Genomic DNA, 22,528 nt, shown 5'->3' with positions numbered 1-22,528 from the left:
TCACCCGAACGGGCGGCGGTGCGCCCCGAGCGTCGGTAGGCCTCATCCCGCACCCCTCGCGTCCACGATCCGCTTGATCTTCCCGACCGACCTCTCCAACGCCTCCGGATCCACGATCTCCACCTCCACACTCACCCCGACCCCGTCCTTCACCGCGGCGGCGATCGACCGCGCGGCCACCGCACGCTCGTCGGCCGTCGCGTCCGCACGAGCCTCCGCCCGCACGGTCAGCGCGTCCAGACGGCCCTGCCGGGTCAACCGCAACTGGAAGTGCGGAGCCACCCCGGGCGTGCGCAGCACGATCTCCTCTATCTGAGTGGGGAAGAGGTTCACCCCCCGGAGTATCACCATGTCGTCACTGCGCCCGGTGACCTTCTCCATACGCCGGAAGGCGCGCGCCGTCCCCGGCAGCAGCCGCGTCAGATCACGCGTCCGGTAGCGGATCACGGGCATGGCCTCCTTGGTGAGCGAGGTGAACACCAACTCGCCCTCCTCCCCGTCCGGCAGCACCTCCCCGGTGAACGGATCGACGACCTCGGGATAGAAGTGGTCCTCCCAGACGTGCAGACCGTCCTTCGTCTCGACGCACTCCTGCGCCACACCCGGGCCCATCACCTCGGACAGCCCGTAGATGTCGACGGCGTCGATCGCGAACCGCTCCTCGATCTCCTCCCGCATCCCCTCGGTCCACGGCTCGGCCCCGAAGATCCCCGTCCTCAGCGACGTCGAACGGGGATCGACCCCCTGACGCTCGAACTCGTCCAGCAGGGTCAGCATGTACGAGGGCGTGATCATGATGATCTCGGGCCGGAAGTCCTGGATCAGCTGCACCTGACGGGACGTCATCCCCCCGGACGCGGGGATCACGGTGCAGCCGAGCCGCTCCGCGCCGTAATGGGCCCCGAGGCCGCCGGTGAACAGCCCGTACCCGTAGGCCACATGGATCTTCTGGCCCGGCCGCCCCCCGGCCGCCCTGATCGACCGGGCGACCACATCGGCCCAGATGTCCAGGTCCCGCTCGGTGTACCCCACCACCGTGGGCCGCCCGGTGGTGCCGCTGGACGCGTGGATCCGCCGGATCCTCTCCTCCGGGACCGCGAACATCCCGAACGGGTAGTTGTCCCGCAGATCCGCCTTGACGGTGAACGGGAAACGGGCGAGATCGGCCAGGGAACGGCAGTCCTCGGGCCGCACCCCGGCCTCGTCGAACGCCTTCCGGTAGAAACCGACGTGGTCGTACGCGTGCCGCAGCGTGGCTCTCAGCCGCTCCAGCTGCAGCGCCTCCAACTCCTCGCGACCGAGCCGCTCGGCGTCGTGCAGCAGCGGCGTCATGCGGATGCTCCTCTCCCCGAAAACGGACGACCGATCATTCGGTCGATCTTCCTGAGAGCAGTAATTCAGGACGAGAGTCTTCCTGGCAAGGGGGAGGGCGGCACCTGTGGAAAACTTCGCGTGCCTCTCCCCTTCGCTGTGCGCGTACGCCGCCGACGGCCGGACCGCCTGTTTGGACAGCGGTCATGCCGACCCTCAGCGCGTACGACGGATACGAACTCGCCTACCACCTCGTGTGGGAGGGCGAGCCGCTGATCTGTCTGCCCGGTGGCCCCATGCGGGCGTCCGCCTACCTGGGCGCCCGCGGAGATCTCTCCCGCGTGCGCCGACTGGTCCTGCTCGACCTGCGCGGCACCGGCGGATCCGCGGTCCCCGGCGTAGGTCCTGGTCGGTGACGGGGAGCCCGACCGCGCGTGTCCCCGGGGGTGACGAGTGTGAGGGAGCGCAGCCGCTGAGGGTGGGCCGCCGCGTAGAGCGCCGCCGAGTTCCCTGCGGTGGAGTGGCCCAGCAGGTCGATCCGTTCGAAGCCGAGGTGGGTGCGGAGCGCCTCGATGTCGTCGACGAGCCGGTCGCACCGGTAGGACGAGGGGTCCGACACCGTTACGGCACACGCCCACGAACCCTGGTACCCCGACGCCTGAGCCGCACCGGAAGAACTCCTCGCCGGGCGGGCCACGGCCGGGGCCCGGCCTGAACGCCGCTGTCCTACGGCCGCTGGGACGCGAAGGCCCAGGCGCACGCCGCCACACAACCCGCCGAAGACGCCGCCGCTCTCTTCCACCCGGGTGAAGGCTTCGATCCAGCCCCCCACCGTCGCCGCCCTGAGGAATGTGACGGCACCGGTGCTCGTCGTCGGAGGGCCCGCAGCCACGTCGACCAGCGGCAACTGGCCTGGCTCGCGGAGCAGACAGGCGGGCGGTACGTCCCGGTCGACGCGAACCATCTTGTGCACACCGACAACCCGGACGGGTTCCTCACCGCGCTGCACGCCTTCGGAACCGGCTGAGACCCAGGCCCGCCGCCGCACCCGGTGCGCCGGACGGCCGGCCCGGCGTGTCGCCCCGCGAGCCGGGCCGCGCCCGGGGTCCGGCGGGTCAGGCCCGGTGCAGCAGAGCCGTGAGAGCGTCGCGGAGCACGGCGTCCGCGTCCGGCACCGCGCCCGGCGATCGCCAGGCCACGAAGGCGTCGGGCCGCACCAGCACGGCGCCCTCCGCACCCGTGCCGTGCGCGGCCGCCCAGTCCGCCCCGTCCTCGGTCACCAGATCGGCCCCGGGGCCCGGACCGACGGTGTACGCGTCCAACCGGACGCCCATCCGCTCCGCGACCCGCTCCGCCGCCGCCCGCCACCGGTCCTGCCCGGCGCCGCAGAGCAGCACGAACGACCGCTCGTACAGATCCAGGGTCGACACCCGCGCCCCGCCCCGGCTCACCCACAGATGCGGGGCGCGGGTACCGGGCTCGCCCGACAGGTCCATGCCCTCGGGTACCACCGGCCGACCCGGATCCACCCCCAGTACCGCACCCCGCGCATACCGGTAACCCAGGGCCACCGTGAGCATGCCGCCCTTGCGCCCGCCGACCGGGCCCGGCGTCCCCGCGTACCCCGGATGGCTGTGCTCCTGCGACCGGGCCGACGCCCGCGCGCTCGTCGCGCGCGCCACCGGAAGCCGTTCCGCCTCGTACGTCTCCAGAAGCCCGGGACCGGCCTCCCCGGCCACCACGGCGGCCAGCTTCCACGCCAGGTTGTGCGCGTCCTGGATACCGGTGTTGGAGCCGAACGCCCCGGTCGGAGACATCTCGTGGGCGGAGTCGCCCGCCAGGAAGACCCGGCCCGCGCCGTACCGCTCGGCCACCCGCTCCGCGGCGTGCCACGGCGCCTTGCCCGTGATCTCGACATCGAGACCGGGCGCACCGACCGCCTTGCGGATGTGCTCGGCGCACCGCTCGTCGGTGAAGTCCTCCAGCGTCTCGCCGAGGTCCGGCTTCCACGGCGCGTGGAACACCCAGCGCTCCTCGTTGTCCACCGGCAGGAGCGCCCCGTCCGCCTCCGGGTTCGTCAGGTAGCAGACGATGAACCGCCGATCGCCGACCACCGACGCCAGGTCCCGGGACCGGAAGGTGATGCTCACGTTGTGGAACAGGTCCCCGGGACCCGACTGCCCGATCCGCAGCTGCTCCCGGATCGGGCTGCGCGGTCCGTCGGCCGCCACGAGGTAGTCGGCGCGCACCGTGGTGTGCTCCCCGGTCTCCCGGTCCTTCACGACGGCGCTCACGCCCTCAGGGTCCTGGTCGAAGCTGAGCAGCTCGGCGGAGAACCGCAGGTCGCTGCCCTGAGCACGCGCGTGCTCCACCAGTACGGGCTCCAGGTCGTTCTGGCTGCACAGGCACCAGCCGCTCGGGCTGAACCGGGCCAGCCCGCCGCCCGGGTCGATCTCCTTGAACAGCCACTCCTGGTCGTCCCCGGTGAGCGAGGCCGCCTGCAGGATGCCGTGGTTGTCCGCCAGCACCGAGGCGGCGTCCCGGATCAGCCGCTCCGCCCCCGCGGTCCTGAAGAGCTCCATCGTGCGGACGTTGTTCCCGCGTCCCCGCGGGTGGGTCGAGGTGCCCGCGTGCTTCTCGACCAGGAGATGGCGGACGCCGAGCCGGCTCAGGAAGAGGGAGGCGGACAGGCCCACCAGGGAGCCGCCCACGATGAGGACCGGTACACGGTGGTCGACGTTCTCGTTCATCAGTTGCTCCAGCTCGGACGCAGGACGGATGCAGTGTCCATGCCCTCGTACGAGGGCTTCGGCGACCTCCTCACCTGAACGGTTCATAAATCTCGCGCGGCCCGTGACGGCGTTCCACGATCAGTCGCGGGAGCGATGCTCGCGATGCCGGGGCGGAGACGAACGCATCAGCGGGGAGGACCCTGCTCCGCTTCCACTCCACCGATACCGACGGATGACGACAGACCACCGGACGTGGCCGTACGCACCGTCTCGAAGGAGAGCGAAAGATGACAACCCTCTCGGAACGCATATCGCAGTCCGCCTTCGACGGTTCCAGGCTCCGGGTCATACTCCTGCTGGATCTGCACGACGGCGCTCAGAACCAGTTCCTCGAGGCGTACGAGCACATGCGCAACCAGGTGGCGTCGGTTCCCGGACACATCAGCGACCAGCTCTGCCAGTCCATCGAGAACCCCTCGCAGTGGCTCATCACCAGCGAGTGGGAGAGCGCTCCCCCCTTCCTCGCGTGGGTCAACAGCGAGGAGCACGTCAAGACGGTCCAGCCCCTGCACAGCTGCGTACGCGACACCCGTTCGCTCCGCTTCAGCGTGCTGCGCGAGACCGGTGCCGCGTTCGAGAACGCGCCCGAACCCGTCAAGGGCCGCCTCCAGTCCGCCCCGCGCCTGGGAGACGGCATCGTCCGCCACGCGCTCACCTTCACGGTGAAACCCGGCACCGAGGACATCGTCGCGAAGATCCTCGCCGACTACGACTCCCCGCAGGCACGGGTCGACGAGAACACCCGGCTGCGCCGCACCTCGCTCTTCATGTACGGCAACCGCGTCGTGCGGGCCGTCGAGGTCGAGGGCGACCTGATGGCCGCGCTGCGCCACGTCTCCCGCCAGCCCGAGGTCAGGGCCGTCGAGGAAGCCATCAACCCGTACCTGGAGCAGGACCGGGACCTGTCCGACCCGGACTCCGCCCGGATGTTCTTCACCCGGGCCGCCCTGCCGACCGTCCACCACGTGAAGGCGGGACGGCACGCCGCGACCGAGGTCCAACGGCACGCGCTCTTCTACCAGGCGAAGGAAGGCTGCGGCATGGCTCTGGCCCGGCTGCTCGCCGGCCAGGACGAGGAAGCGGCGGAGGACGTCGCCGGCCCCATCGAGAGCAGCACCATCTTCCAGCGTGACGACGTGGTGGTGCGCCTGCTCGAAGTCAGTGGCCCCCTCGACGCGCAGCCCGCGCAGGCGCTCGGTATCGGCGGTCCCCGCAAGGCTGCCATGCTCGGCCGGCTCCTCGAAGGCGGCGCGAACGGCCTGCCGACGACCGATCCGGAGGCCGCCCGGTTCCTCGCCCAGTCGGAGATGGACCTGATCACCGACCGTCGGGCCACCGAGTCCTGACGTGTCCCACCGGCAGCCCCGGGCACGGGCCCGCGCTGCCGTCACCTCGCACAACGCGCCCGGAGGAGAGCAGTCATGACCACGCACCGGCCTCGCATCGTGGACCTCAGCGAGACGCAGCCCAACCGCAGGCGCGGAGGGGATCTGCGCGCCCTGCTCACACCAACAGCAGTGGGAGCCACCAGCGGCTTCATGGGACTGGCCATCGTCCGCCCCGGTGAGCGCATCGGTGAGCATTACCACCCGTACTCCGAGGAGTTCGTGTACGTCGTGGACGGCCTCCTCGAGGTCGACCTGGACGGCGAGGCGCACGCCATGCGGCCCGACCAGGGGCTGCTCATCCCGCCGCACGTACGCCACCGCTTCCGCAACGTGGGTGACGTGGAGGCGCGCATGGTCTTCCACCTCGGACCGCTCGCCCCGCGCCCGGAACTCGGCCACGTGGACACCGAGGTCACGGACAGCGCCGAGACCGTACAGGCCGCCGAGCGCGGAGCACCGCCAGAACGAACGGGGGCCGCGTCGTGAGCCGGCGTGTCGCCGTCACCGGAGTCGGCGTCGTCGCACCCGGCGGCATCGGGACCCGGGCGTTCTGGGACCTGCTGTCGAACGGCCGCACCGCCACACGCGGCATCACCCTGTTCGACCCCGCGCCCTTCCGTTCACGTATCGCCGCCGAGTGCGACTTCGACCCGGCCACACACGGCCTGGACGACGAACTGGTCGCACGTTCCGACCGGTACATCCAGTTCGCCCTGGTGGCGGCCAGGGAAGCGCTGGGCGACGCCGGCCTCGACCTCGAGAAGGAAGACCCCTGGCGCATCGGGGTCTCCCTGGGCACCGCGGTCGGCGGCACCACCCGCCTCGAACACGACTACGTCGCCGTCAGCGACAGCGGGGCGCGCTGGGACGTCGACCACCGGCCGGCGGGCCGCCACCTGGAACGGGCGTTCTCGCCCAGCACCCTCGCCTCGGCGGTCGCCGAGGAGGTCGGCGCGCACGGACCCGTGCAGACCGTCTCCACCGGCTGCACCTCCGGCCTGGACGCGATCGGTTACGCCTTCCACTCCATCGAGGAAGGGCGGGTCGACGTCTGCGTCGCCGGCGCGTCCGACACCCCGATCACCCCGATCACCGTCGCGTGCTTCGACGCCATCAAGGCCACCTCCGCGAACAACGACGACCCGGAGCACGCCTCCAGGCCGTTCGACGCACGCCGCGACGGCTTCGTCATGGGCGAGGGCGGAGCCGTCCTCGTGCTCGAGGAGCTGGAGCACGCGCGGGCCCGCGGGGCGACCGTCCTCTGCGAGATATCGGGCTACGCCACCTTCGGCAACGCCTACCACATGACCGGGCTCACCAGCGAAGGCCTCGAAATGGCAGAAGCCATCAACACGGCACTCGCGCACTCCCGTATCGACCCCACACGGATCGACTACGTCAACGCGCACGGCTCGGGCACCAAGCAGAACGACCGGCACGAGACCGCCGCGGTGAAGAAGGCCCTGGGCTCACACGCGTACAAGGTGCCGATGAGCTCGATCAAGTCCATGGTCGGTCACTCGCTCGGTGCCATCGGGGCGATCGAGATAGCGGCGTGCGTCCTGGCGCTGAAGCACCAGACGGTGCCCCCGACGGCCAACTACGAGACCGCGGACCCCGAGTGCGACCTCGACTACGTGCCGCGCACCGCACGGCCCCTCAAGCTGCGCAGCGTGCTCTCGGTGGGCAGCGGGTTCGGCGGGTTCCAGTCCGCCGTCGCCCTCACCCGACCAGGCGGGAGGACACCATGAGCAACCCGGCACACCGGCGGTCCGTTATCACGGGCATCGGCGTCGTCGCCCCCAACGGGACAGGCACCGGTGCCTTCTGGAAGCAGACCCAGGAAGGGGTCAGCGTCCTCGACCGGGTCTCCCGCGAGGGTTGTGAACACCTACCGCTGCGGGTCGCGGGCGAGGTCCGGGACTTCGACCCGGTCGCCTCCGTGGAGGAGCGCTACCTCGTCCAGACCGACCGGTTCACGCACTACGCGATGGCCGCCGCCGACCTGGCCCTGGACGACGCGCGGCTCGGCCGCGCCGACTACCAGGACACGCCGTTCAAGGTGGGTGTGGTGACGGCCGCCGGGTCGGGCGGCGGGGAGTTCGGCCAGCGCGAGCTGCAACGGCTGTGGGGTCAAGGATCCCGGTTCGTCGGCCCCTACCAGTCCATCGCCTGGTTCTACGCCGCCAGCACCGGCCAGATCTCCATCCGCGGCGGATTCAAGGGACCGTGTGCCGTCGTGGCCAGCGACGAGGCCGGTGGCCTGGACGCGCTCATGCACGCCGCGCGGTCCGTCCGGGGTGGCACGGACGCCGTGGTCGTCGGCGCCGCCGAGGCACCCCTGGCCCCGTACTCGGTCGTCTGCCAGCTCGGCTACGAGGACCTCAGCGTCTGCGACGAACCGACCCGCGCCTACCGGCCGTTCACCGCGGACGCCTGCGGCTTCGTGCCGGCCGAGGGTGGTGCCATGCTGGTCGTCGAGGAGGACACGGCGGCCCGCGCGCGCGGTGCCCGGGTCCGCGCCGAACTCGTCGGCCACGCCGCCACCTTCACCGGCGCCGGCCGCTGGGAGCAGTCCCGCGAAGGGCTGGCCCGGGCCATCGAGGGTGCACTGCGCGAGGCGGACTGCGCGCCCGAGGAGATCGACGTCGTCTTCGCCGACGCACTCGGCGTGCCCTCGGCCGACCGGGCCGAGGCGCTGGCACTCGCCGACGCGCTGGGCACCCACGGCCGACGCGTCCCCGTGACGGCGCCCAAGACCGGTATCGGCCGGGCCTACTGCGGAGCGCCCGTGCTGGACGTCTCCGCGGCGGTGCTCGCCATGGAGCACGGCCTGGTCCCGCCGACGCCCAACGTCTTCGAGGTGTGCCACGACCTCGACGTGGTCACCGGCCGCGCCCGCCCCGCGGAACTGCGGACGGCGCTGGTGCTGAGCCGGGGCCTCATGGGGTCGAACTCGGCCCTCGTGCTGCGGCGCCCCACCGACACCCCCGACTGACAAGGAGCGACTCTCATGTCCGACCGACTGACGTACGAAGAGCTGGCCGTGCTGATGAAGAACGGCGCGGGCCTCACGGTCGACCCGTCCGAGATGGAGAGCAGTCCCGGCTCCGCCTTCGAGGAGTACGGCCTCGACTCGCTCGGCCTGCTCGGCATCGTCGCCGCGCTCGAGAACCGGTACGGGCGCCCGCTGCCGGCCGACGCCGACCGGTGCAAGACGCCCGGGGAGTTCCTCGACCTCGTGAACAACACCCTGACAGGAGTCTGACGTGTCCGGACACACCGAGAACGAGATCACCATCGCCGCGCCCCTGGACCTGGTCTGGGACATGACGAACGATCTCGAGAACTGGCCCCAGCTGTTCAGCGAGTACGCGGCCGTCGAGGTGATCGACCGCAAGGGCGAGACGACCACCTTCCGGCTCACGATGCACCCGGACGACAACGGCAAGGTGTGGAGCTGGGTCTCCGAGCGCACCACCGACCGCCGTACGCGCACCGTGAACGCGCGGCGCGTGGAGCCGGGCCCGTTCCAGCACATGGACATCCGCTGGGAGTACGCGGAGGTCCCCGGCGGCACCGAGATGCGCTGGCGCCAGGACTTCGCCATGCGGCCCGACGCCCCGGTCGACGACGCGTGGATGACCGACAACATCAACCGCAACTCCCGCGTCCAGATGGAGCTCATCCGCGACAAGATCGAGCAGCGGGACCGGGAGCGGCGCTCCGCCTCTGTCCCCGCCAACTGAGGCCCGAAAGGCAACCGGATGCACCACGCACTGATCGTCGCCCGGATGGCGCCCGAGTCCGCCCCGGACATCGCCGAGCTGTTCGCCGCCTCCGACAACACCGAACTGCCCCACCTCGTGGGGGTCAACAGGCGCACCCTGTTCCAGTTCGGGGACGTGTACCTGCACCTGATCGAGTCCGAGCAGCCGCCGGGGCCCGAGATCGCGAAGGTCACGGAGCACCCGGAGTTCAAGGCCATCAGCGACCGGCTGACCGCCTACGTGAGCCCGTACGACCCGCAGACCTGGCGCGGTCCCAAGGACGCGATGGCGCAGCAGTTCTACCGGTGGCAGCGGGACGGCTCCGCCTGACGCACCGACGTGTCGCCCCGGGCCCGGCACCTGAGTGCCGGGCCCGGGGCGGTCGTCGTACCTGAGGAGATCAGTCCGGGACGACGCACTCGAACGCGTGCAGGTACGGGTTGACCGGCCGGACCTCGCCGATCTCCAGACCGGCGTCCGCGATCCGGGTCACCAGGCTCTCCCTGGTGTGTTTGGCCCCGCCGACGTTGAGGAGCAGCAGGAGGTCCATGGCGGTGGTGAACCGCATGGAGGGCGTGTCGTCGACGAGATTCTCGATGACCACCACCCGGGCGCCGGGGCGGGCCGCAGCCATCACGTTGGCCAGCGTCCTGCGGGTGCTCTCGTCGTCCCACTCGAGAATGTTCTTGATGATGTAGAGATCCACTTCGAACGGGACGCCCTCACGGCAGTCACCGGGCACGATCCGCACCCGGTCGGCGAGCGCGCCGCCCTCGCGCAGCCGGGCGTCCGCCCTCGCCACCACGCCGGGCAGGTCGAGGAGGATGCCGCGGACCGAGGGGTGCTTCTCCAGCAGGCTCGCCAGGACGTGCCCCTGGCCCCCGCCGATGTCGGCGACCGAGGACACCCCGGTGAGGTCGAGCAGTTCGGCGACGTCCCGGGCCGACTGCACGCTGGACGTGGTCATGGCCCGGTTGAACACCTGGGCGGACTCGCCCGCGTCCTGGTGGAGGTAGTCGAAGAAGCCCTTGCCGAACGCGTCGGGGAAGACGCTCGAGCCGGAGCGCACCGCGTCGTCGAGCCGCGGCCAGACCTCCCAGGTCCAGGGCTCGGTGCACCACAGGGAGATGTACCGCAGGCTGTGCGGGTCGTCCTCGCGCAGCAGCCGGGACATCTCCGTGTGGGCGAACGTCCCGTCCTCCGTCTCGCTGAAGACGCCGTGGCAGCACAGCGCGCGCAGCAGTCGGCGCAGCGGTACCGGATCGGTCCGTACGGCCTGGGCGAGCTCCTCGGCCGAGGCAGGCGACTCGCCGAGCGCGTCGGCGACACCCAGTCTCGCCGCCGCGCGTACGGCCGCGGCGACAGCCGCTCCGAACGCGAGCTCCCTCAGCCGCATGGCGGGCGGCGGGGCCTGAGCCGTCACGGAGGCTGCCGTGGGGGTGGTGACGGGTGTGGTGAGGGTGGTGGTGTCGGGGGTGGGACTCACGGTGGTCATACCGTCTCGATTCTCCTGGTGCGGCGGGGAGCCGTTACTCGGCACACATCCCGGCGGGCACGGACGTCCCGCACTCGTTGCTGACGAAGGTGTTGCCCGTGCCGGAGGTGTCCCGGTCGGCCAGGTCGGCCGGCCGGTTGTCCCGCACGAGGTTGCCGCTGATGGTGTTGCCCGTGTTGAGGGCGCCCACGAAGCTCTTGAACAGCACGATCCCGCCGGAGTGGGGGGTGGTGCCCACGTTGCCGCGTACGACGTTGTCGCGGACGACGGTCTTCTCGCTGCCGGTGAGCACGACACCGGAGCCCTGAAGGGCCGTCAGCCGCTCCGTGGCCGCGCAGAACTTGTTGTTCTCCACGATCTCGTTGCCGGTGACCGTCATCGCCCCGGCCGCGGGCTTGGACTCGTCACCCACGACGAAGACACCGCTGCAGTTGCCGGTGATGTGGTTGCCGCCGATCACCAGGTTCCTGACCCGCCGGGCGGTGACCCCGATGCGGTTGTCGCTCAGTGTGTTCTCGGTGACCCGGGTGCCCTGTGTGTCGGTGGCCCCGCCCTCCTCGCTGACCGAGTTCGCGACGAAGATCCCGGCGTCACCGTTGCCGGTGGCGGTGTTGTGCCGGAAGTCGCCACGCGTCGAGCGCTCCTGGGCGATGCCCCAGGTGCCGTTGTCGCTCGCTGTCACCTCGCTGACGGAGAGACCGTCGGTCCAGGACGCCCAGACACCGTTCCCGGAGAACCCGGAGACCGTGAGCGAGCGGATGGTGACGTCGTCGACCGTGCGGCTCGCGCTGCCGACCACGCAGATCCCGTTGCCGCCCGTCGCGCACGCGTGGGCGGTCTTCGCCCCGGCGGCCGGCGGCGTGATCACGGTGCGCCCGCCGGTACCGCGCAGGGTCAGGCCGGGCTTCGTGATCTGGACGCTCTCCCGGTAGGCGCCGGGCAGGACGACGACGGTGTCACCGGGGGCCGCCGCGTCCACCGCGCGCTGGATCGATTCGCCGGGGCGCACCACGTGGTGGCCCGGTACGGACGCGGAGGAGGGGACCGCCGCGAGACCGAGGGCCGCCGTGGCGACGGTGACGGCCGCCGAACAGGTGATGTGTCTTTTCCTCATGAGCCGAAGCTAGGGGCGATCACCGGGCACTGCCACGCAAGGTGAGCGTGTGCACACATGGCGTGCCTGAATGGCTTACGGCGGTACGGGGGCCTACCGCCCGGACGCGGGAGGCCCGTAACGGCGCGGCGGCCCGGGAGAGCCGTAACGTGGCCCCCATGACGGGCGAACGCGATCTTCGAACACTGCTGCGCGGCATGCGGCCGGAGCTGAATCCCGGCCGCTTCGTCTTCACCACCCTGCGCGGCGTCGAGACGCCACCGGGCGTCACTCCCGTGGTGACCGTCGTCGAGCCCGAGGGGCTGACGCTCGTCCTGCCCGAGGCCCAGGCGGTCGAGTCGCGGCTCGCGTACGACTTCGTGGCCGGATGGATCACGCTCCGCGTCCACTCCTCCCTGGACGCCGTCGGACTGACCGCGGCGGTATCCCTCGCCCTCACCGATGCCGGGGTGAGCTGCAACGTGGTCGCGGGACACCACCACGACCACCTGTTCGTCCCGTACGAGCGGGCGGCCGAGGCCGTCAGGGTGCTGGAGGCGCTCGCCCGGGAGTCCTGAGCCCTTCTCGGGGCGGGCCGCGCCCGCTCGGGGCGGGCGCGGCCCGCCCCGAGGCACCGGGTCCGCCCGGCTCCGCAACGTGAGCCGGGCCACGTAACATGGCACCCATGTCCTTCCTCCGCCGCCGCAGCGCCGCCACACCCGCGGGCCCGGACTTCGATGTCCTGGCCATGGACCCCGGGGACTGGCCCGGCAACCTCGGCGCCGGTCTCCTCCCCGCCCCGGACGGGAGCTGCCAGGGCGTCTTCCTCCGCTACGACCTGTACGGCGGCCGCGGCCCGGCGATGATCATCGGCAACCTCCCGGAGGGCTCGCCCGCCCGCGAGACCGAGGAGGGCCAGGTTCCCTTCGAGGTCGCCCAGCTCCTCCTCGCCCTGGAGAACGACGAGCCGGTCGAGGTGACCGCCACCGAGGACGTGCCCGTCATGCAGGGTGACAGCCTCCTGATCGTCCGCCGCGTCAAGCTCTCCGAGAGCCGTATCTCCTGCGTTCAGTTCGACCGGAGCGACGGTGTGCTGGTCACCATCGCCAGCTGGGACCGGCCGATCACCGACGACCTGTACGCACTGCTCAAACCGCTGCCGGCCGAGCTGTTCCAGCAGGGCTGAAACGTCCCTGCGTCAACAGCCTGGTCACCTGCGCCGCCGACGTACCGAACCCCGTGGGGCCGCTGAGGTGCCACGGGGTTCCCGTTCCCCGCCGCAGATCCTCCTCGCGGTAGCGACGGCAGTCCCGGTGCCAGATCAGGATGCCGGCCAGCCAGTGCTGGAGCTCCACCACATAGCCCGCCAGGATCTCCCGCGCCTCCGCGTCCAGCCCGAAGTCGTCGTACAGCACGGGCAGCTCGTGCTCGGCCACGTGCTGGAACTGGCGCATCCGGCCGTTCATCAGGTCGTGCACGATCGCCACGCCCGTCGGGTAGTCCACCCCGAAGAAGTTCTGCACGACCAGGACGCCGTTGTGCACCTCACCCTCGTACTCGATCTCCTTCTGGTACGAGAACAGGTCGTTGAGCAGGCACGCGTAGTCCGCCGCCGCGTTCTCCAGGGAGCGCAGCGGACCGCTGCGGTAGACCGCCTCGGGCACCTTCCTGCCGTGCCCCAGCCGGCACAGGCTCATCGTCAGGTCCGAACCGAAGGTCGCGCGCCGCATCTCCACGTAGTCCACCGGGTCCGGGATCCGGTTCTGCGCCTGGTTCGCCAGCTCCCACAGCCAGCTCGCCGTCATCGACTCCACGGCCTCCCGGAACGTACGGCGAGCGCTCTCGTCCATCGGGCCCGCGGTACGCCGCCACAGGTCGGCGAGCCCGCGCTCCAGCGCGTTCACCGGCTCCGGCACCGATGTCCCGTCCAGCGGCATGAACAGCGACAGCCGCTCGTTGGCCAGCCGCGCCCCGGCCAGGTCACGGGAACGGCCGTGCACCACCGGGAACCAGTCGTCGCCGTACGTCCCCCACGTCAGCCACCCCGAGGACAGATCCAGCTCCTCCGGCGTCGCGTCCGGATGCAGCCCCGCCGCGCACAGCGGCAGATCGGTGGCGATCAGCCGCTCCTCGTCCCAGATGTGCGAACCCGGCACCCCCGGCTGCGCCTCCAGCAGCCCCATCCGCCGCGACCAGTCCACGATCCGCACCCGCGCCCCGTCCAGGTACGGACTCAGGGTCGTGGAGAACGGCATCTCGAAGTCGGGCAGCAGCGACGGGCCCACGTGCTGGTAGGGGACGTGGGTGTGGCTGCGCAGCCTGGCCGACTCCGACCGGGGGGTGAAGCGGATGGATGCCGCCGCCATCGCGAAACCGGGCGCCGCCTGGGCCGCGCCGCCGTCGTTCATGTAGCGGCTGGAGCGCATGTGCCACTCGTGGCCGCCGGACTGCCAGTCCTGCAGGCCCTTGACGTACGCCATGACGGCGACCGTCTCGTCGGGGCTGAGGCCCTTCTCCGCGCACAGCGGCGGCAGTTCGGTCAGGGCGGTGTTCTCGAACTGCTGGAGACGAGAGGTCAGCAGGTCGTTGACCGCATCGGCGGCCTCCTGGGTGGAGCACCCCAGGAACCTCTCCAGCACCAGCACGCCGTTGCTGTTCTCGCCCTCGTCCTCGACCTCGCGCTGGTACGAGAACAGGTCGTTGCGCAGATGCACGCCGTCCGAGAAGGCGTCCCGCAGCACCCGCAGAGGGCGCGCGTCGGCCAGCGAGGCGGGCACCTCGGCGTGCGCCGCGTACTCCACCAGACCCGCCGACCACGGCGCGCCGCCCACCTTGCGCCGCATCTCGATGTACTCGACGGGGTTGGCGATCCGCCCCTCGTTGATGTTCGCGAGCTCCCACAGGGACTCGTTGAGCAGGTTCTCCGTCGCCTCGGCGAACCTGGCCCGCCAGGCGTCCGACATCGCCGGGACCGTCCTCGCCCAGAGGTCGGCCAGACCCGCCTCGACCGGGTTGGTGGGCTCCGGTGTCGGGGCGCCCCGCTCCATCGGCATGAACGCGGGCAGCCGGTCCAGGTACCGCTTCCCGCCCTCACGGTCGGGCGTGCGCTTGAACAGCTCCAGGAAGTGGTCGTCGAAGAAGAAGACCCACACGTACCAGTCGGTGACCAGGGAAAGGGCCTCGTCCGAGCAATCGGGATGCGTGTACGCGCACAGCAGCGCGTAGTCATGGGACTCGAGGTCCTTCTCCTCCCAGATCCCGGAACCCTCCAGCATCCCCATCCGCCGGGCCCACGCGCGGGTGTGAGTCCGGGCCGCCTCCAGATGGGGGTTGAGACGTGCCGGGTACGGCACGTAGAAGTCCGGCAGGGTGAAGGGCTGTGCCATGTACGTCCGGCCTTTCCGAGAACTCCGCGCGTTGCACGCGGATCGGTGCTGTCGGCGCCAGCACTACCCCTCCGCCATTCGGGGCACGCATCGCGCGAATTAGTCACACAAGCTCAGGGGGCTGTGGACAACGCTCTTGACGCACCATCACCCTCGGTCACAGAGTGTGCGCGGACGACGGAACGATGAGATCACCCCAGGAACGGGCCGGTGCCACCGGTCCAGAAAGGGTCGCCATGAAGCCCGACCAGAGGACCAGGACCGCGCTCGCCCTGATCAGCGCGGGCGTGCTGGGCGTCGCCCTGCTCACCCCCTCCGCCGAGGCCGGCGCCGAGACCGTACGGCCCGAATGCCCCCGCGGACTCGCCTGCGACTGGGTCCCCGCGGCCTACCGGCAGACCGGCGATCCGGCCGACAAGGAGGCGTACGGCAACTACGACACGGCCGACCGGCCCCGCAGCAACGCCGTCGAGTTCATCGTGCTGCACGACACCGAGGTCGACTACGACACGACCCTGAAGATCTTCCAGGACCCGGCCAACAAGACCTCGGCCCACTACGTGGTGCGTTCCGCCGACGGCCACGTCACCCAGATGGTGAAGAACAAGGACGTCGCCTGGCAGGCCGGCAACTGGTACCTGAACACCCACTCCATCGGTATCGAACAGGAGGGCGTCGCGGCCGAGGGGGCGAAGTGGTACACCGACGCGATGTACCGCTCCACCGCCCGGCTCGTACGCCACCTCGCGGCGGTGTACGACATTCCGCTCGACCGGCAGCACATCCTCGGGCACGACGGCGTGCCCCCCACCAGCGCCGCCGGGACGCAGAACATGCACTGGGACCCGGGACCCTACTGGGACTGGAACCGCTTCATGGCACTCCTCGGCCGACCCACCGTGCCGAGCGCGCCGGGAGGCAGCCGACTGGTGACCGTGAGCGCCGACTTCGCCAAGAACACGCAGTCCTTCCGTGACTGCGAGAAGGACATCGACCTGCCGGTACAGGGGAGCAGCGCCGTGCCCCTGCACACCGCGCCGGCCGAGGACGCGCCGCTCTTCTCCGACCCCGGGCTGCACCCGGACGGCGCCCCCGGCACCGACTGCGCCGCCGACTGGGGCAGCAAGATCAGCGCCACCCAGCAGGCCGTCGTCGCCGACCGCGCGCCCGGCTGGACGGCGATCTGGTGGTACGGGCAGAAGGCATGGTTCCGGACCCCGGCGGGCACCCGTGTCACCACACCCACCGCCGGACACATCGTCCGGCCGAAGGCGGGCAAGGGCGACGTCCCGGTGTACGGAGTGGCCTATCCGGAGAAGGCGGAATACCCGGGGGACTTCACCGAGCCGGCGGTCGGCGCCCCGCTCGTCTACACGATCAAAGCGGGGCAGGCCTACCCGGGCGGTGGCCTCGCTCCCACCGGATACTTCTACGCACCGACCATCGACTCCTCCCTGCCGTACGACCACACGTACTTCCGGGGAACCGAGAGGTATGTGACCGTCCAGATCGGGCACCGGATCGGCTTCGTCAAGGCATCCGACGTGGACGTGGTGCGGGCCCGCTCATGAACGGGGCCCGCACCGCGTGAGACCGTCCCGGCGTGCTGCGTGCTGCGTGCTGCGTGCTGCGGGACCCGTGTGTCGGCACCGGCCCCGCAGCACGCGTCCCCCGTCGGTCAGCGGGTCCCCACTGCGGCGCGCACGGCTCGGCGTGCCATCGCGCAGTCGTCGTGCAGCCGGCGCAGCAGCAGCCGCTGCTCCTCGCTGGAGGAGAGGGCACCCGGACGGGCCGGTGCCGCGGCTCCGTCCCGCATGGCCCGCTGGACCGCCGTCTCGTACGTACGGATCTCCCGGGTCAGTACGAGCATGAGGTTGACCAGGAAGGCGTCCCGAGCCGCGGCCCCCTGCGACTGGGCGAGCTGGCTGATCTGGCGCCGCGTCGCCGGGGCGTCACCGAGCACCGTCCACAACGTCGCCAGGTCGTAGCCCGGCAGGTACCAGCCCGCATGCTCCCAGTCCACCAGGACCGGGCCGGTGGGCGGCACCAGGATGTTGGAGAGCAACGCGTCTCCGTGGCAGAACTGGCCCATGCCCTGCCGGCCGCCCGCGTGGGACAGACCGTGCAGCAACTTCTGGAGGTCGCCGAGGTCCCGGTCGGTGAAGAGACCCAGCTCGTGGTAACGGGCGATGCGCGAGGCGTAGTCCAGGGGCGCGCCGAAGAGGCCGGCCGGCGGCCGCCACGCGTTGATCCGCCTGATGGCATCGAGGACCGCGCGGATGTCCGCACGGGGCGGCGCTTCCACCGGGTGCCTCGTCAGTGCCGCGACCCGGCCAGGCATCCGCTCGATCACCAGTGTGCAGTTCTCCGGGTCGGCCGCGATGAGCCGCGGGACCCGCACCGGCGGGCGATGCCTGACGAAGGCGCGGTATGCAGCTATTTCGTGCCTGAACCGTTCCGTCCACGCGGGGGAGTGGTCCAGTAAACACTTGGCCACGGCCGTCGCGCGGCCGGTGGTGCCCACGATGAGCACCGAGCGGCCGCTGCGCCGCAGCACCTGGACCGGGTTGAACTCGGGACAGATGCGGTGCACCGAGGCGATCGCCATCCTCAGCTGCGCTCCCTGCGGACCCGAGAGGTCGAGCCGTCCGCTGAGCGGTTGGGTGCCCGGCCCCGCCGCCCGCCGGGTCCGACCCGTGCCGGACGCCGGTGAAGCGGCGCGGGGGTCGAGATACGGCCCGCCGCCCGCCCCCATGGGACGAAGCGGCCGGGGCGGGGCGGACACGGAGGACGATGCTGTGTACATGGGCGAGACAGATCCCTTCGTGCGCCGACAAGTTGCGTACGCCGCCCCGGCCGGCGGCCGTTCGGCACCCTGGGGAGTACCGAGGGCTGCCGGGCGGGGTGGCGCTTTCCTACCTGACACCGGAGCACGGGTGGCAGACCATCTGGCGGACCCTGGCGAACCCTGGCGAATAGTCCCTCAGCATCTGACAGGGGGTTAGTGTCAAGTCAGCCGAGAACCTGGGGGCTTGAAGTGACCGGAGAACCCAACACCCGCCTCTCCGACCTGTTCGGCCTGGCCGGCTGGTCCAAGGGGGAGCTCGCGAGAATGGTGAACCGGCAGGCGGCGGCCATGGGCCACCCGCAGCTGGCGACCGACACCTCGCGGGTCCGGCGCTGGATCGACACGGGGGAGTCACCCCGCGATCCCGTGCCCGAGGTGCTGGCAGCTCTGTTCACCGAGCGGCTCGGCCGTGTCGTGACCATCGAGGACCTCGGGTTCGGCCGGCGCGGGCGTGTGGGGAAGCGGCGAGAGGCCGGGACGCAGGAACATCCCGACGGAATGCCGTGGGCGCCCGAACGGACGGCAGCGGTCCTCACCGAATTCACGGGAATGGACCTCATGCTCAACCGACGCGGCTTGGTGGGCGCGGGCGCCGCGCTCACCGCCGGCTCAGCCATCACCGGTGCCATGTACGACTGGCTCCACTCCGATCCCGCTCCGGCGGCCCACAACGCCCGTACCAACGAACCCCAGCACGCGGAGAACGCCGGTTTCGACCGGTACGAGGCCGCACCCGTCGGGTCGGAGGAGATCGAGGCCCTGGAGCGCTCCGTCGAGGTGTTCCGTGCCTGGGACGCCTCCCGCGGCGGCGGGCTCCAGCGCAAGGCGGTCGTGGGACAGCTCAACGAGGTGGGCGGCATGCTGGCCTACCGGCACCCCGAACACCTGCAGCGCCGTCTGTGGGGCGTCGCCGCCAACCTCGCGGTACTCGCGGGATGGATGTCCCACGACGTCGGCCTCGAACCGACCGCACAGAAGTACTTCGTGATCGCGGCCCACGCGGCACGCGAGGGCGGCGACCGTCCGCGCGCGGGTGAGGCACTCTCCCGCGCGGCCCGCCAGATGGTCCATCTGGGCCGCCCCGACGAGGCCCTGGACCTGATGAAGCTGGCCAAGTCCGGTTCGGGCGACGAGACCCTGCCGCGTACCCAGGCCATGCTGCGCACCATCGAGGCGTGGGCCCAGGCCGCCATGGGGCACGGGCAGGCCATGCGGCGCACCCTCGGTGAGGCCGAGGAGCTCTTCGTCTCCGACAAGGGCGACGTGCCGCCCCCGAGCTGGATGCAGATGTTCGACGAGGCGGACATGCACGGGATGCAGGCCCTCGCCTTCCGTACGCTCGCCGAACACGACCCGGCCGCCGCCAACACCGCCCAGCGACACGCCAAGCAGGCGCTCGATCTGCGGAAGAACGGTCGTCAGCGGTCCAAGATCTTCGACTACATCTCGCTCGCCTCCGCCTGCTTCATCGCCGACGACCCCGAGCAGGCCGACCGCTACGCGCGGCTGGCACTGGTGTCGATGGGGGAGACCTCCTCGCACCGCACATGGGACCGGCTCCGCGAGATGTACCGCCTCACGGGTCAGTTCGCGGGATACGCCAAGATCGAGGACCTCCGGAAGGAGATCGAACTCGTTCTGCCGCAGAGCGTGTTCAAGAAGGCGAAGGGTTCCCAGATCTGAGGGCCCACACTGTCGCGGCCGGCGGACCGGCCCGCCGGATCCATGCCGTCCGGCGCGTCATCAGGCCCCGACGCGGGCCACCAGTACGCATGCGTCGTCCAGCCGTTCGGCCGTGCCGAACTCGTCGAGGAGCGTGCGGAGACAGTCCTGTGCCGTGTCGCCGTGCGCGAGTCGCGGGGCGAGGCCCGGCAGCACCTCGGGGCCGGCATCCGTGTCACCTCCGCGCGTCAGTCCGTCGGTGTGCAACACCAGCACGTCGCCGGGCGACAGGACCACCTCGTCCTGCTCGTAGACGACTCCGGACGCCGCGCCGAGCAGCACCCCGTCCGGAGCCGGGAGCGGACGCCCCACCCCGCCGCGGAACAGCAGCGGTGCGGGGTGGCCCGCCTGGGCCCAGGTGAGCCTGCCGGTCGCCGGGTCGAAGAGGCAGCACAGGGCGCTTCCCAGCACGGGCTGTGCGGAACACTGGATCAGCTCGTTCAGATAACTCAGCACCGCTCCCGGCTCGATGCCCGCGACGGCCATCCCGCGCAGTGCGCCGAGCAGGGTCGCCACGGCCGAGGTCGCGGGGATCCCGTGGCCGGTCAGGTCCCCGACCGTGAGGAGCGTCCTGCCGTCCGGCAGGCGCAAGGCGTCGTACCAGTCGCCGCCGATCAGGTCGTTCGTCCGGGCGGGGAGGTGGTGGGCGGCCACGTCCAGCCGGTCGGGGCCCTGCGCCGACGGGGGCAGCGAACCGCGCCAGGACGGCAGCACGGCCTCGCGCAGCTCGACCGCCATCCGGCGCTCCGCCCTGGCCCGGTGTTCCTGGCTGTGGAGCGAGGAGCGGGACCGGTCCACCAGGTGCTGGCTGCGCCTGAGCCGGCTGACGTCGCGCAGGACCGCCCACATCGAGGCGGTGCAGCCGTCCGCGTCGAGCACGGGCTCGCCCGTCATGTGCAGGGTCCGCATCCGCCCGTCGGGGAGGAGGATGCGGACCTCGCCGTCTATCGGCCTGCCGTCCACCAGGCAGTCCGTGACCATCGACGTCAACAGCGGCTGATCCTCGGCGAGGAGTACGGACGGGAGCTCGTCCAGGGACAGCGCACCCGTCGCCGGGTCCCTGCCGAAGATCTCGTACAGCTCGTCGGACCAGCTGACCTCGTCCGTGAGCAGATTCCATTCGGCACTGCCGACCCTGCTGAGCAGCGAGCTCTGCGGGCGGGCCTCGGGAGACTGCCGCGCGGTCCCGTCCGCCGGCTGTGCGGGCTGCGCCGGAACCCCGTTCCTGAGCTGTCCCAGCTGCTCACCGAGGTCGTCGAGCTGGTTCACGGCCAGCTCGCAGAGTGCGCGCTGCCAGCGCAGCTGAGGGTCGTCCTCGTCCGTTGCGGAGCCGTCCCGCCGCACGGCCGCCACGTCCCCACGCAGCCGACGGGTGCGGCTGATCAAGGCGTCGACGGCGTCCCGCTCGGGCGGTCGCGTGGCGGGGCGGTCCGCAAACAGATGGGACGGCATCTCGTACTCCGATACAGACACGGCACGGCCGGTTCATGGGGGTGGACCGGACACGACTGTTGCACAGGCCGGGGGAGCCCGTAAGGGGTTTGGCAACACTCGACAGGTTGTTGCTTCTGGCATATGCCTTCGGCTGCGCGGAGTGCGGTTGCGCCGAACACCCTTGCCCGTGTGGTCGAGTTGACGCAAGCCGCCCGGCGCGATCCGAGGCCCTCGCGCCCGCGCGTGCCGCCCCCGCGCGGCGCGTCCGGCGGGGGAGGGGGCACGTTCGGCGCCGGCGCGTGGACGGGAATGACGGTGCACGCCGGCGTGTTGTCAGGGCAGCAGGAAAACGATACCCATTCCCATCAGGGGGACGGGGTCGGAATCCACGCCTGGAGGTCCCATGGCACGCAGCGAGACCAGGCCCGTCGTACTCCTTCGGTCGACGGCGGGAACCGGCCACACCTACGTCACGCGCAAGAACCGCCGAACCAGCCCCGACCGGCTGGAGCTGCGCAAGTTCGACCCGGTCGCGGGCCGGCACCTGCTGTTCCGCGAGGCCCGCTGACGGAGCGGCCGCACGACGCCGGTCCGACCGTTGTCGCAGGTCGCCGTGGTGTGGATCACAAGAGGTTCCGCCGATTCCCGGGAACGGACCTGGGTGGTTTATCGTTCATATATACGTGGGAGTGAGCGGGCACAGTCCGCCCGGGCGGCACCGTCCGCCCCACCCGCGTGTGAGCCGCCCCGGCTGGATTCCCCCGATCCGGTCGGGGCTTTCACATGGTCCGGGTCAGGTCGTCCGCGTAGTGCTCGATGGCCGGCCGGTACCGCCGAACCTCAGGACTTTCACTCGTCGAGGCGACCAGGCGCAACAGGATCTGCATCGCTTCGTGGTGGTCGCCGGTGTTGAACAGCGCCATGGAGAGGAAGGTCCGCAGCGCGCCGTCGTCCGGGAACTGCGCGACACCGCCGCGCAGCGTCTCGGCGGCCTGGCCGAACCGGCCCAGCACCCGGTAGGTGCTGCCGAGACCGAGCAGCGCCCCCCGGCGCTCCTCGTCGCTCAGGCCGTCCCCCTGGAGACTCCGCTCGTAGTAGGGCACGGCCTCGGCCTCCAGGCCGAGCACGTCGTGCACCCACGCCGTCTGGTATGCCACGTCGGCGGCGTCGGGGAAAGAGGCCGTCAGGGAGAGCAGTCGCTCCCGGGCCTGCTCCGGGTGGCCCTGCTCGCGGAGCCGTACGGCCTCGGCGAGCAGTTCATCCTTGTTCTGAGCACTCATGGGCACATC

The 22,528-nt window shown here is 71.0% G+C and carries 21 protein-coding genes and 1 pseudogene; 13 read left to right on the top strand and 9 right to left on the bottom strand.

Features of this window, described 5'->3' with window-relative positions:
• Window positions 1–42: 42 nt before the first annotated feature.
• Window positions 43–1,332 carry a phenylacetate--CoA ligase PaaK gene (gene paaK / locus SACTE_RS01210; protein WP_014044197.1) on the bottom strand — a complete coding sequence of 430 codons (1,290 nt, stop codon included), beginning with the start codon at window positions 1,330–1,332 and terminating at the stop codon, window positions 43–45.
• Between the two features lie 185 nt (window positions 1,333–1,517).
• On the opposite strand from paaK, the gene SACTE_RS34795 reads away from it, so the two are divergent.
• Complete coding sequence (locus SACTE_RS34795) at window positions 1,518–1,727, top strand: hypothetical protein (RefSeq protein ID WP_019992939.1); 210 nt, start codon at window positions 1,518–1,520, stop codon at window positions 1,725–1,727.
• An 11-nt stretch (window positions 1,728–1,738) separates the two neighbouring features.
• Here the strand turns inward: SACTE_RS34795 and SACTE_RS35540 are convergent.
• Both SACTE_RS35540 and SACTE_RS01200 read right to left on the bottom strand, forming a co-directional pair.
• Window positions 1,739–2,275: pseudogene (locus SACTE_RS35540) on the bottom strand (alpha/beta fold hydrolase); the annotation flags it as partial.
• 151 nt (window positions 2,276–2,426) lie between these two features.
• A complete protein-coding gene (locus tag SACTE_RS01200; protein ID WP_014044196.1) occupies window positions 2,427–4,061 on the bottom strand; it encodes an FAD-dependent monooxygenase in 1,635 nt (544 codons plus the stop codon).
• 269 nt (window positions 4,062–4,330) lie between these two features.
• Between SACTE_RS01200 and SACTE_RS01195 the strand changes: the two genes are divergently transcribed.
• The 7 genes from SACTE_RS01195 to SACTE_RS01165 all read left to right on the top strand — a co-directional run bounded on the left by SACTE_RS01195 (window position 4,331) and on the right by SACTE_RS01165 (window position 9,591).
• Window positions 4,331–5,449 carry a TcmI family type II polyketide cyclase gene (locus tag SACTE_RS01195; RefSeq protein WP_014044195.1) on the top strand — a complete coding sequence of 373 codons (1,119 nt, stop codon included), beginning with the start codon at window positions 4,331–4,333 and terminating at the stop codon, window positions 5,447–5,449.
• Between the two features lie 75 nt (window positions 5,450–5,524).
• Complete coding sequence (locus SACTE_RS01190; protein ID WP_014044194.1) at window positions 5,525–5,977, top strand: cupin domain-containing protein; 453 nt, start codon at window positions 5,525–5,527, stop codon at window positions 5,975–5,977.
• Entirely contained in the window at window positions 5,974–7,242 is a 1,269-nt protein-coding gene (locus tag SACTE_RS01185; RefSeq protein WP_014044193.1) for a beta-ketoacyl-[acyl-carrier-protein] synthase family protein, read from the top strand. Before SACTE_RS01190 ends, SACTE_RS01185 begins: the two co-directional genes overlap by 4 nt.
• Window positions 7,239–8,489, top strand: a complete 1,251-nt coding sequence (locus tag SACTE_RS01180) for a beta-ketoacyl synthase N-terminal-like domain-containing protein (RefSeq protein ID WP_014044192.1) — start codon at window positions 7,239–7,241, stop codon at window positions 8,487–8,489. The genes SACTE_RS01185 and SACTE_RS01180 overlap by 4 nt, the downstream gene beginning before the upstream one ends.
• Window positions 8,490–8,504: 15 nt before the next feature.
• Complete coding sequence (locus SACTE_RS01175; protein WP_014044191.1) at window positions 8,505–8,759, top strand: acyl carrier protein; 255 nt, start codon at window positions 8,505–8,507, stop codon at window positions 8,757–8,759.
• Window position 8,760: 1 nt separating this feature from the next.
• Window positions 8,761–9,240: an SRPBCC family protein gene (locus tag SACTE_RS01170; RefSeq protein ID WP_014044190.1), complete on the top strand. Its 480-nt coding sequence runs from the start codon at window positions 8,761–8,763 to the stop codon at window positions 9,238–9,240.
• An 18-nt stretch (window positions 9,241–9,258) separates the two neighbouring features.
• A complete protein-coding gene (locus SACTE_RS01165) occupies window positions 9,259–9,591 on the top strand; it encodes a TcmI family type II polyketide cyclase (RefSeq protein ID WP_014044189.1) in 333 nt (110 codons plus the stop codon).
• Window positions 9,592–9,661: 70 nt separating this feature from the next.
• On the opposite strand, the gene SACTE_RS01160 is transcribed toward SACTE_RS01165, so the two are convergent.
• Together SACTE_RS01160 and SACTE_RS01155 are read right to left on the bottom strand one after the other, a co-directional pair.
• Window positions 9,662–10,756: a methyltransferase gene (locus SACTE_RS01160; RefSeq protein ID WP_014044188.1), complete on the bottom strand. Its 1,095-nt coding sequence runs from the start codon at window positions 10,754–10,756 to the stop codon at window positions 9,662–9,664.
• Window positions 10,757–10,790: 34 nt separating this feature from the next.
• A complete protein-coding gene (locus SACTE_RS01155; RefSeq protein ID WP_014044187.1) occupies window positions 10,791–11,870 on the bottom strand; it encodes a right-handed parallel beta-helix repeat-containing protein in 1,080 nt (359 codons plus the stop codon).
• 158 nt (window positions 11,871–12,028) lie between these two features.
• Between SACTE_RS01155 and SACTE_RS01150 the strand changes: the two genes are divergently transcribed.
• Window positions 12,029–12,427: an ACT domain-containing protein gene (locus tag SACTE_RS01150; RefSeq protein WP_026359063.1), complete on the top strand. Its 399-nt coding sequence runs from the start codon at window positions 12,029–12,031 to the stop codon at window positions 12,425–12,427.
• A gap of 107 nt (window positions 12,428–12,534) precedes the next feature.
• Window positions 12,535–13,035, top strand: coding sequence for a hypothetical protein (locus SACTE_RS01145; RefSeq protein WP_019992943.1), 501 nt, complete (start codon window positions 12,535–12,537; stop codon window positions 13,033–13,035).
• Here the strand turns inward: SACTE_RS01145 and SACTE_RS01140 are convergent.
• Complete coding sequence (locus SACTE_RS01140) at window positions 12,998–15,235, bottom strand: family 2 encapsulin nanocompartment cargo protein terpene cyclase (RefSeq protein WP_014044184.1); 2,238 nt, start codon at window positions 15,233–15,235, stop codon at window positions 12,998–13,000. The two genes, SACTE_RS01145 and SACTE_RS01140, sit on opposite strands and share 38 nt — an antisense overlap.
• Before the next feature lie 236 nt (window positions 15,236–15,471).
• Here SACTE_RS01140 and SACTE_RS01135 point away from each other — a divergent pair, with 236 nt between their 5' ends.
• On the top strand, window positions 15,472–16,806 hold the full coding sequence (locus tag SACTE_RS01135) for a peptidoglycan recognition family protein (RefSeq protein ID WP_019992944.1): 1,335 nt from the start codon (window positions 15,472–15,474) through the stop codon (window positions 16,804–16,806).
• Window positions 16,807–16,913: 107 nt separating this feature from the next.
• On the opposite strand, the gene SACTE_RS01130 is transcribed toward SACTE_RS01135, so the two are convergent.
• Window positions 16,914–18,041, bottom strand: coding sequence for an aminoglycoside phosphotransferase family protein (locus SACTE_RS01130; protein WP_014044182.1), 1,128 nt, complete (start codon window positions 18,039–18,041; stop codon window positions 16,914–16,916).
• Between the two features lie 231 nt (window positions 18,042–18,272).
• On the opposite strand from SACTE_RS01130, the gene SACTE_RS01125 reads away from it, so the two are divergent.
• Window positions 18,273–19,766 carry a hypothetical protein gene (locus SACTE_RS01125; RefSeq protein ID WP_014044181.1) on the top strand — a complete coding sequence of 498 codons (1,494 nt, stop codon included), beginning with the start codon at window positions 18,273–18,275 and terminating at the stop codon, window positions 19,764–19,766.
• A 60-nt stretch (window positions 19,767–19,826) separates the two neighbouring features.
• On the opposite strand, the gene SACTE_RS01120 is transcribed toward SACTE_RS01125, so the two are convergent.
• Complete coding sequence (locus SACTE_RS01120) at window positions 19,827–21,257, bottom strand: SpoIIE family protein phosphatase (RefSeq protein ID WP_014044180.1); 1,431 nt, start codon at window positions 21,255–21,257, stop codon at window positions 19,827–19,829.
• A 385-nt stretch (window positions 21,258–21,642) separates the two neighbouring features.
• Between SACTE_RS01120 and rpmG the strand changes: the two genes are divergently transcribed.
• The gene (rpmG, locus tag SACTE_RS01115) at window positions 21,643–21,807 is read left to right on the top strand and encodes a 50S ribosomal protein L33 (protein ID WP_014044179.1); all 165 of its coding nucleotides are present in this window, start codon (window positions 21,643–21,645) and stop codon (window positions 21,805–21,807) included.
• A 211-nt stretch (window positions 21,808–22,018) separates the two neighbouring features.
• Here the strand turns inward: rpmG and SACTE_RS01110 are convergent, their stop codons facing one another.
• Window positions 22,019–22,519, bottom strand: coding sequence for a tetratricopeptide repeat protein (locus SACTE_RS01110; RefSeq protein ID WP_014044178.1), 501 nt, complete (start codon window positions 22,517–22,519; stop codon window positions 22,019–22,021).
• Between the last annotated feature and the right edge of the window lie 9 nt (window positions 22,520–22,528).

The organism is Streptomyces sp. SirexAA-E, from assembly GCF_000177195.2.
Lineage (GTDB): Bacteria > Actinomycetota > Actinomycetes > Streptomycetales > Streptomycetaceae > Streptomyces > Streptomyces flavovirens.
The sequence above is the reverse complement of the archived record's forward strand: the minus strand, read 5'-3'. Positions and strand labels throughout refer to the sequence as shown.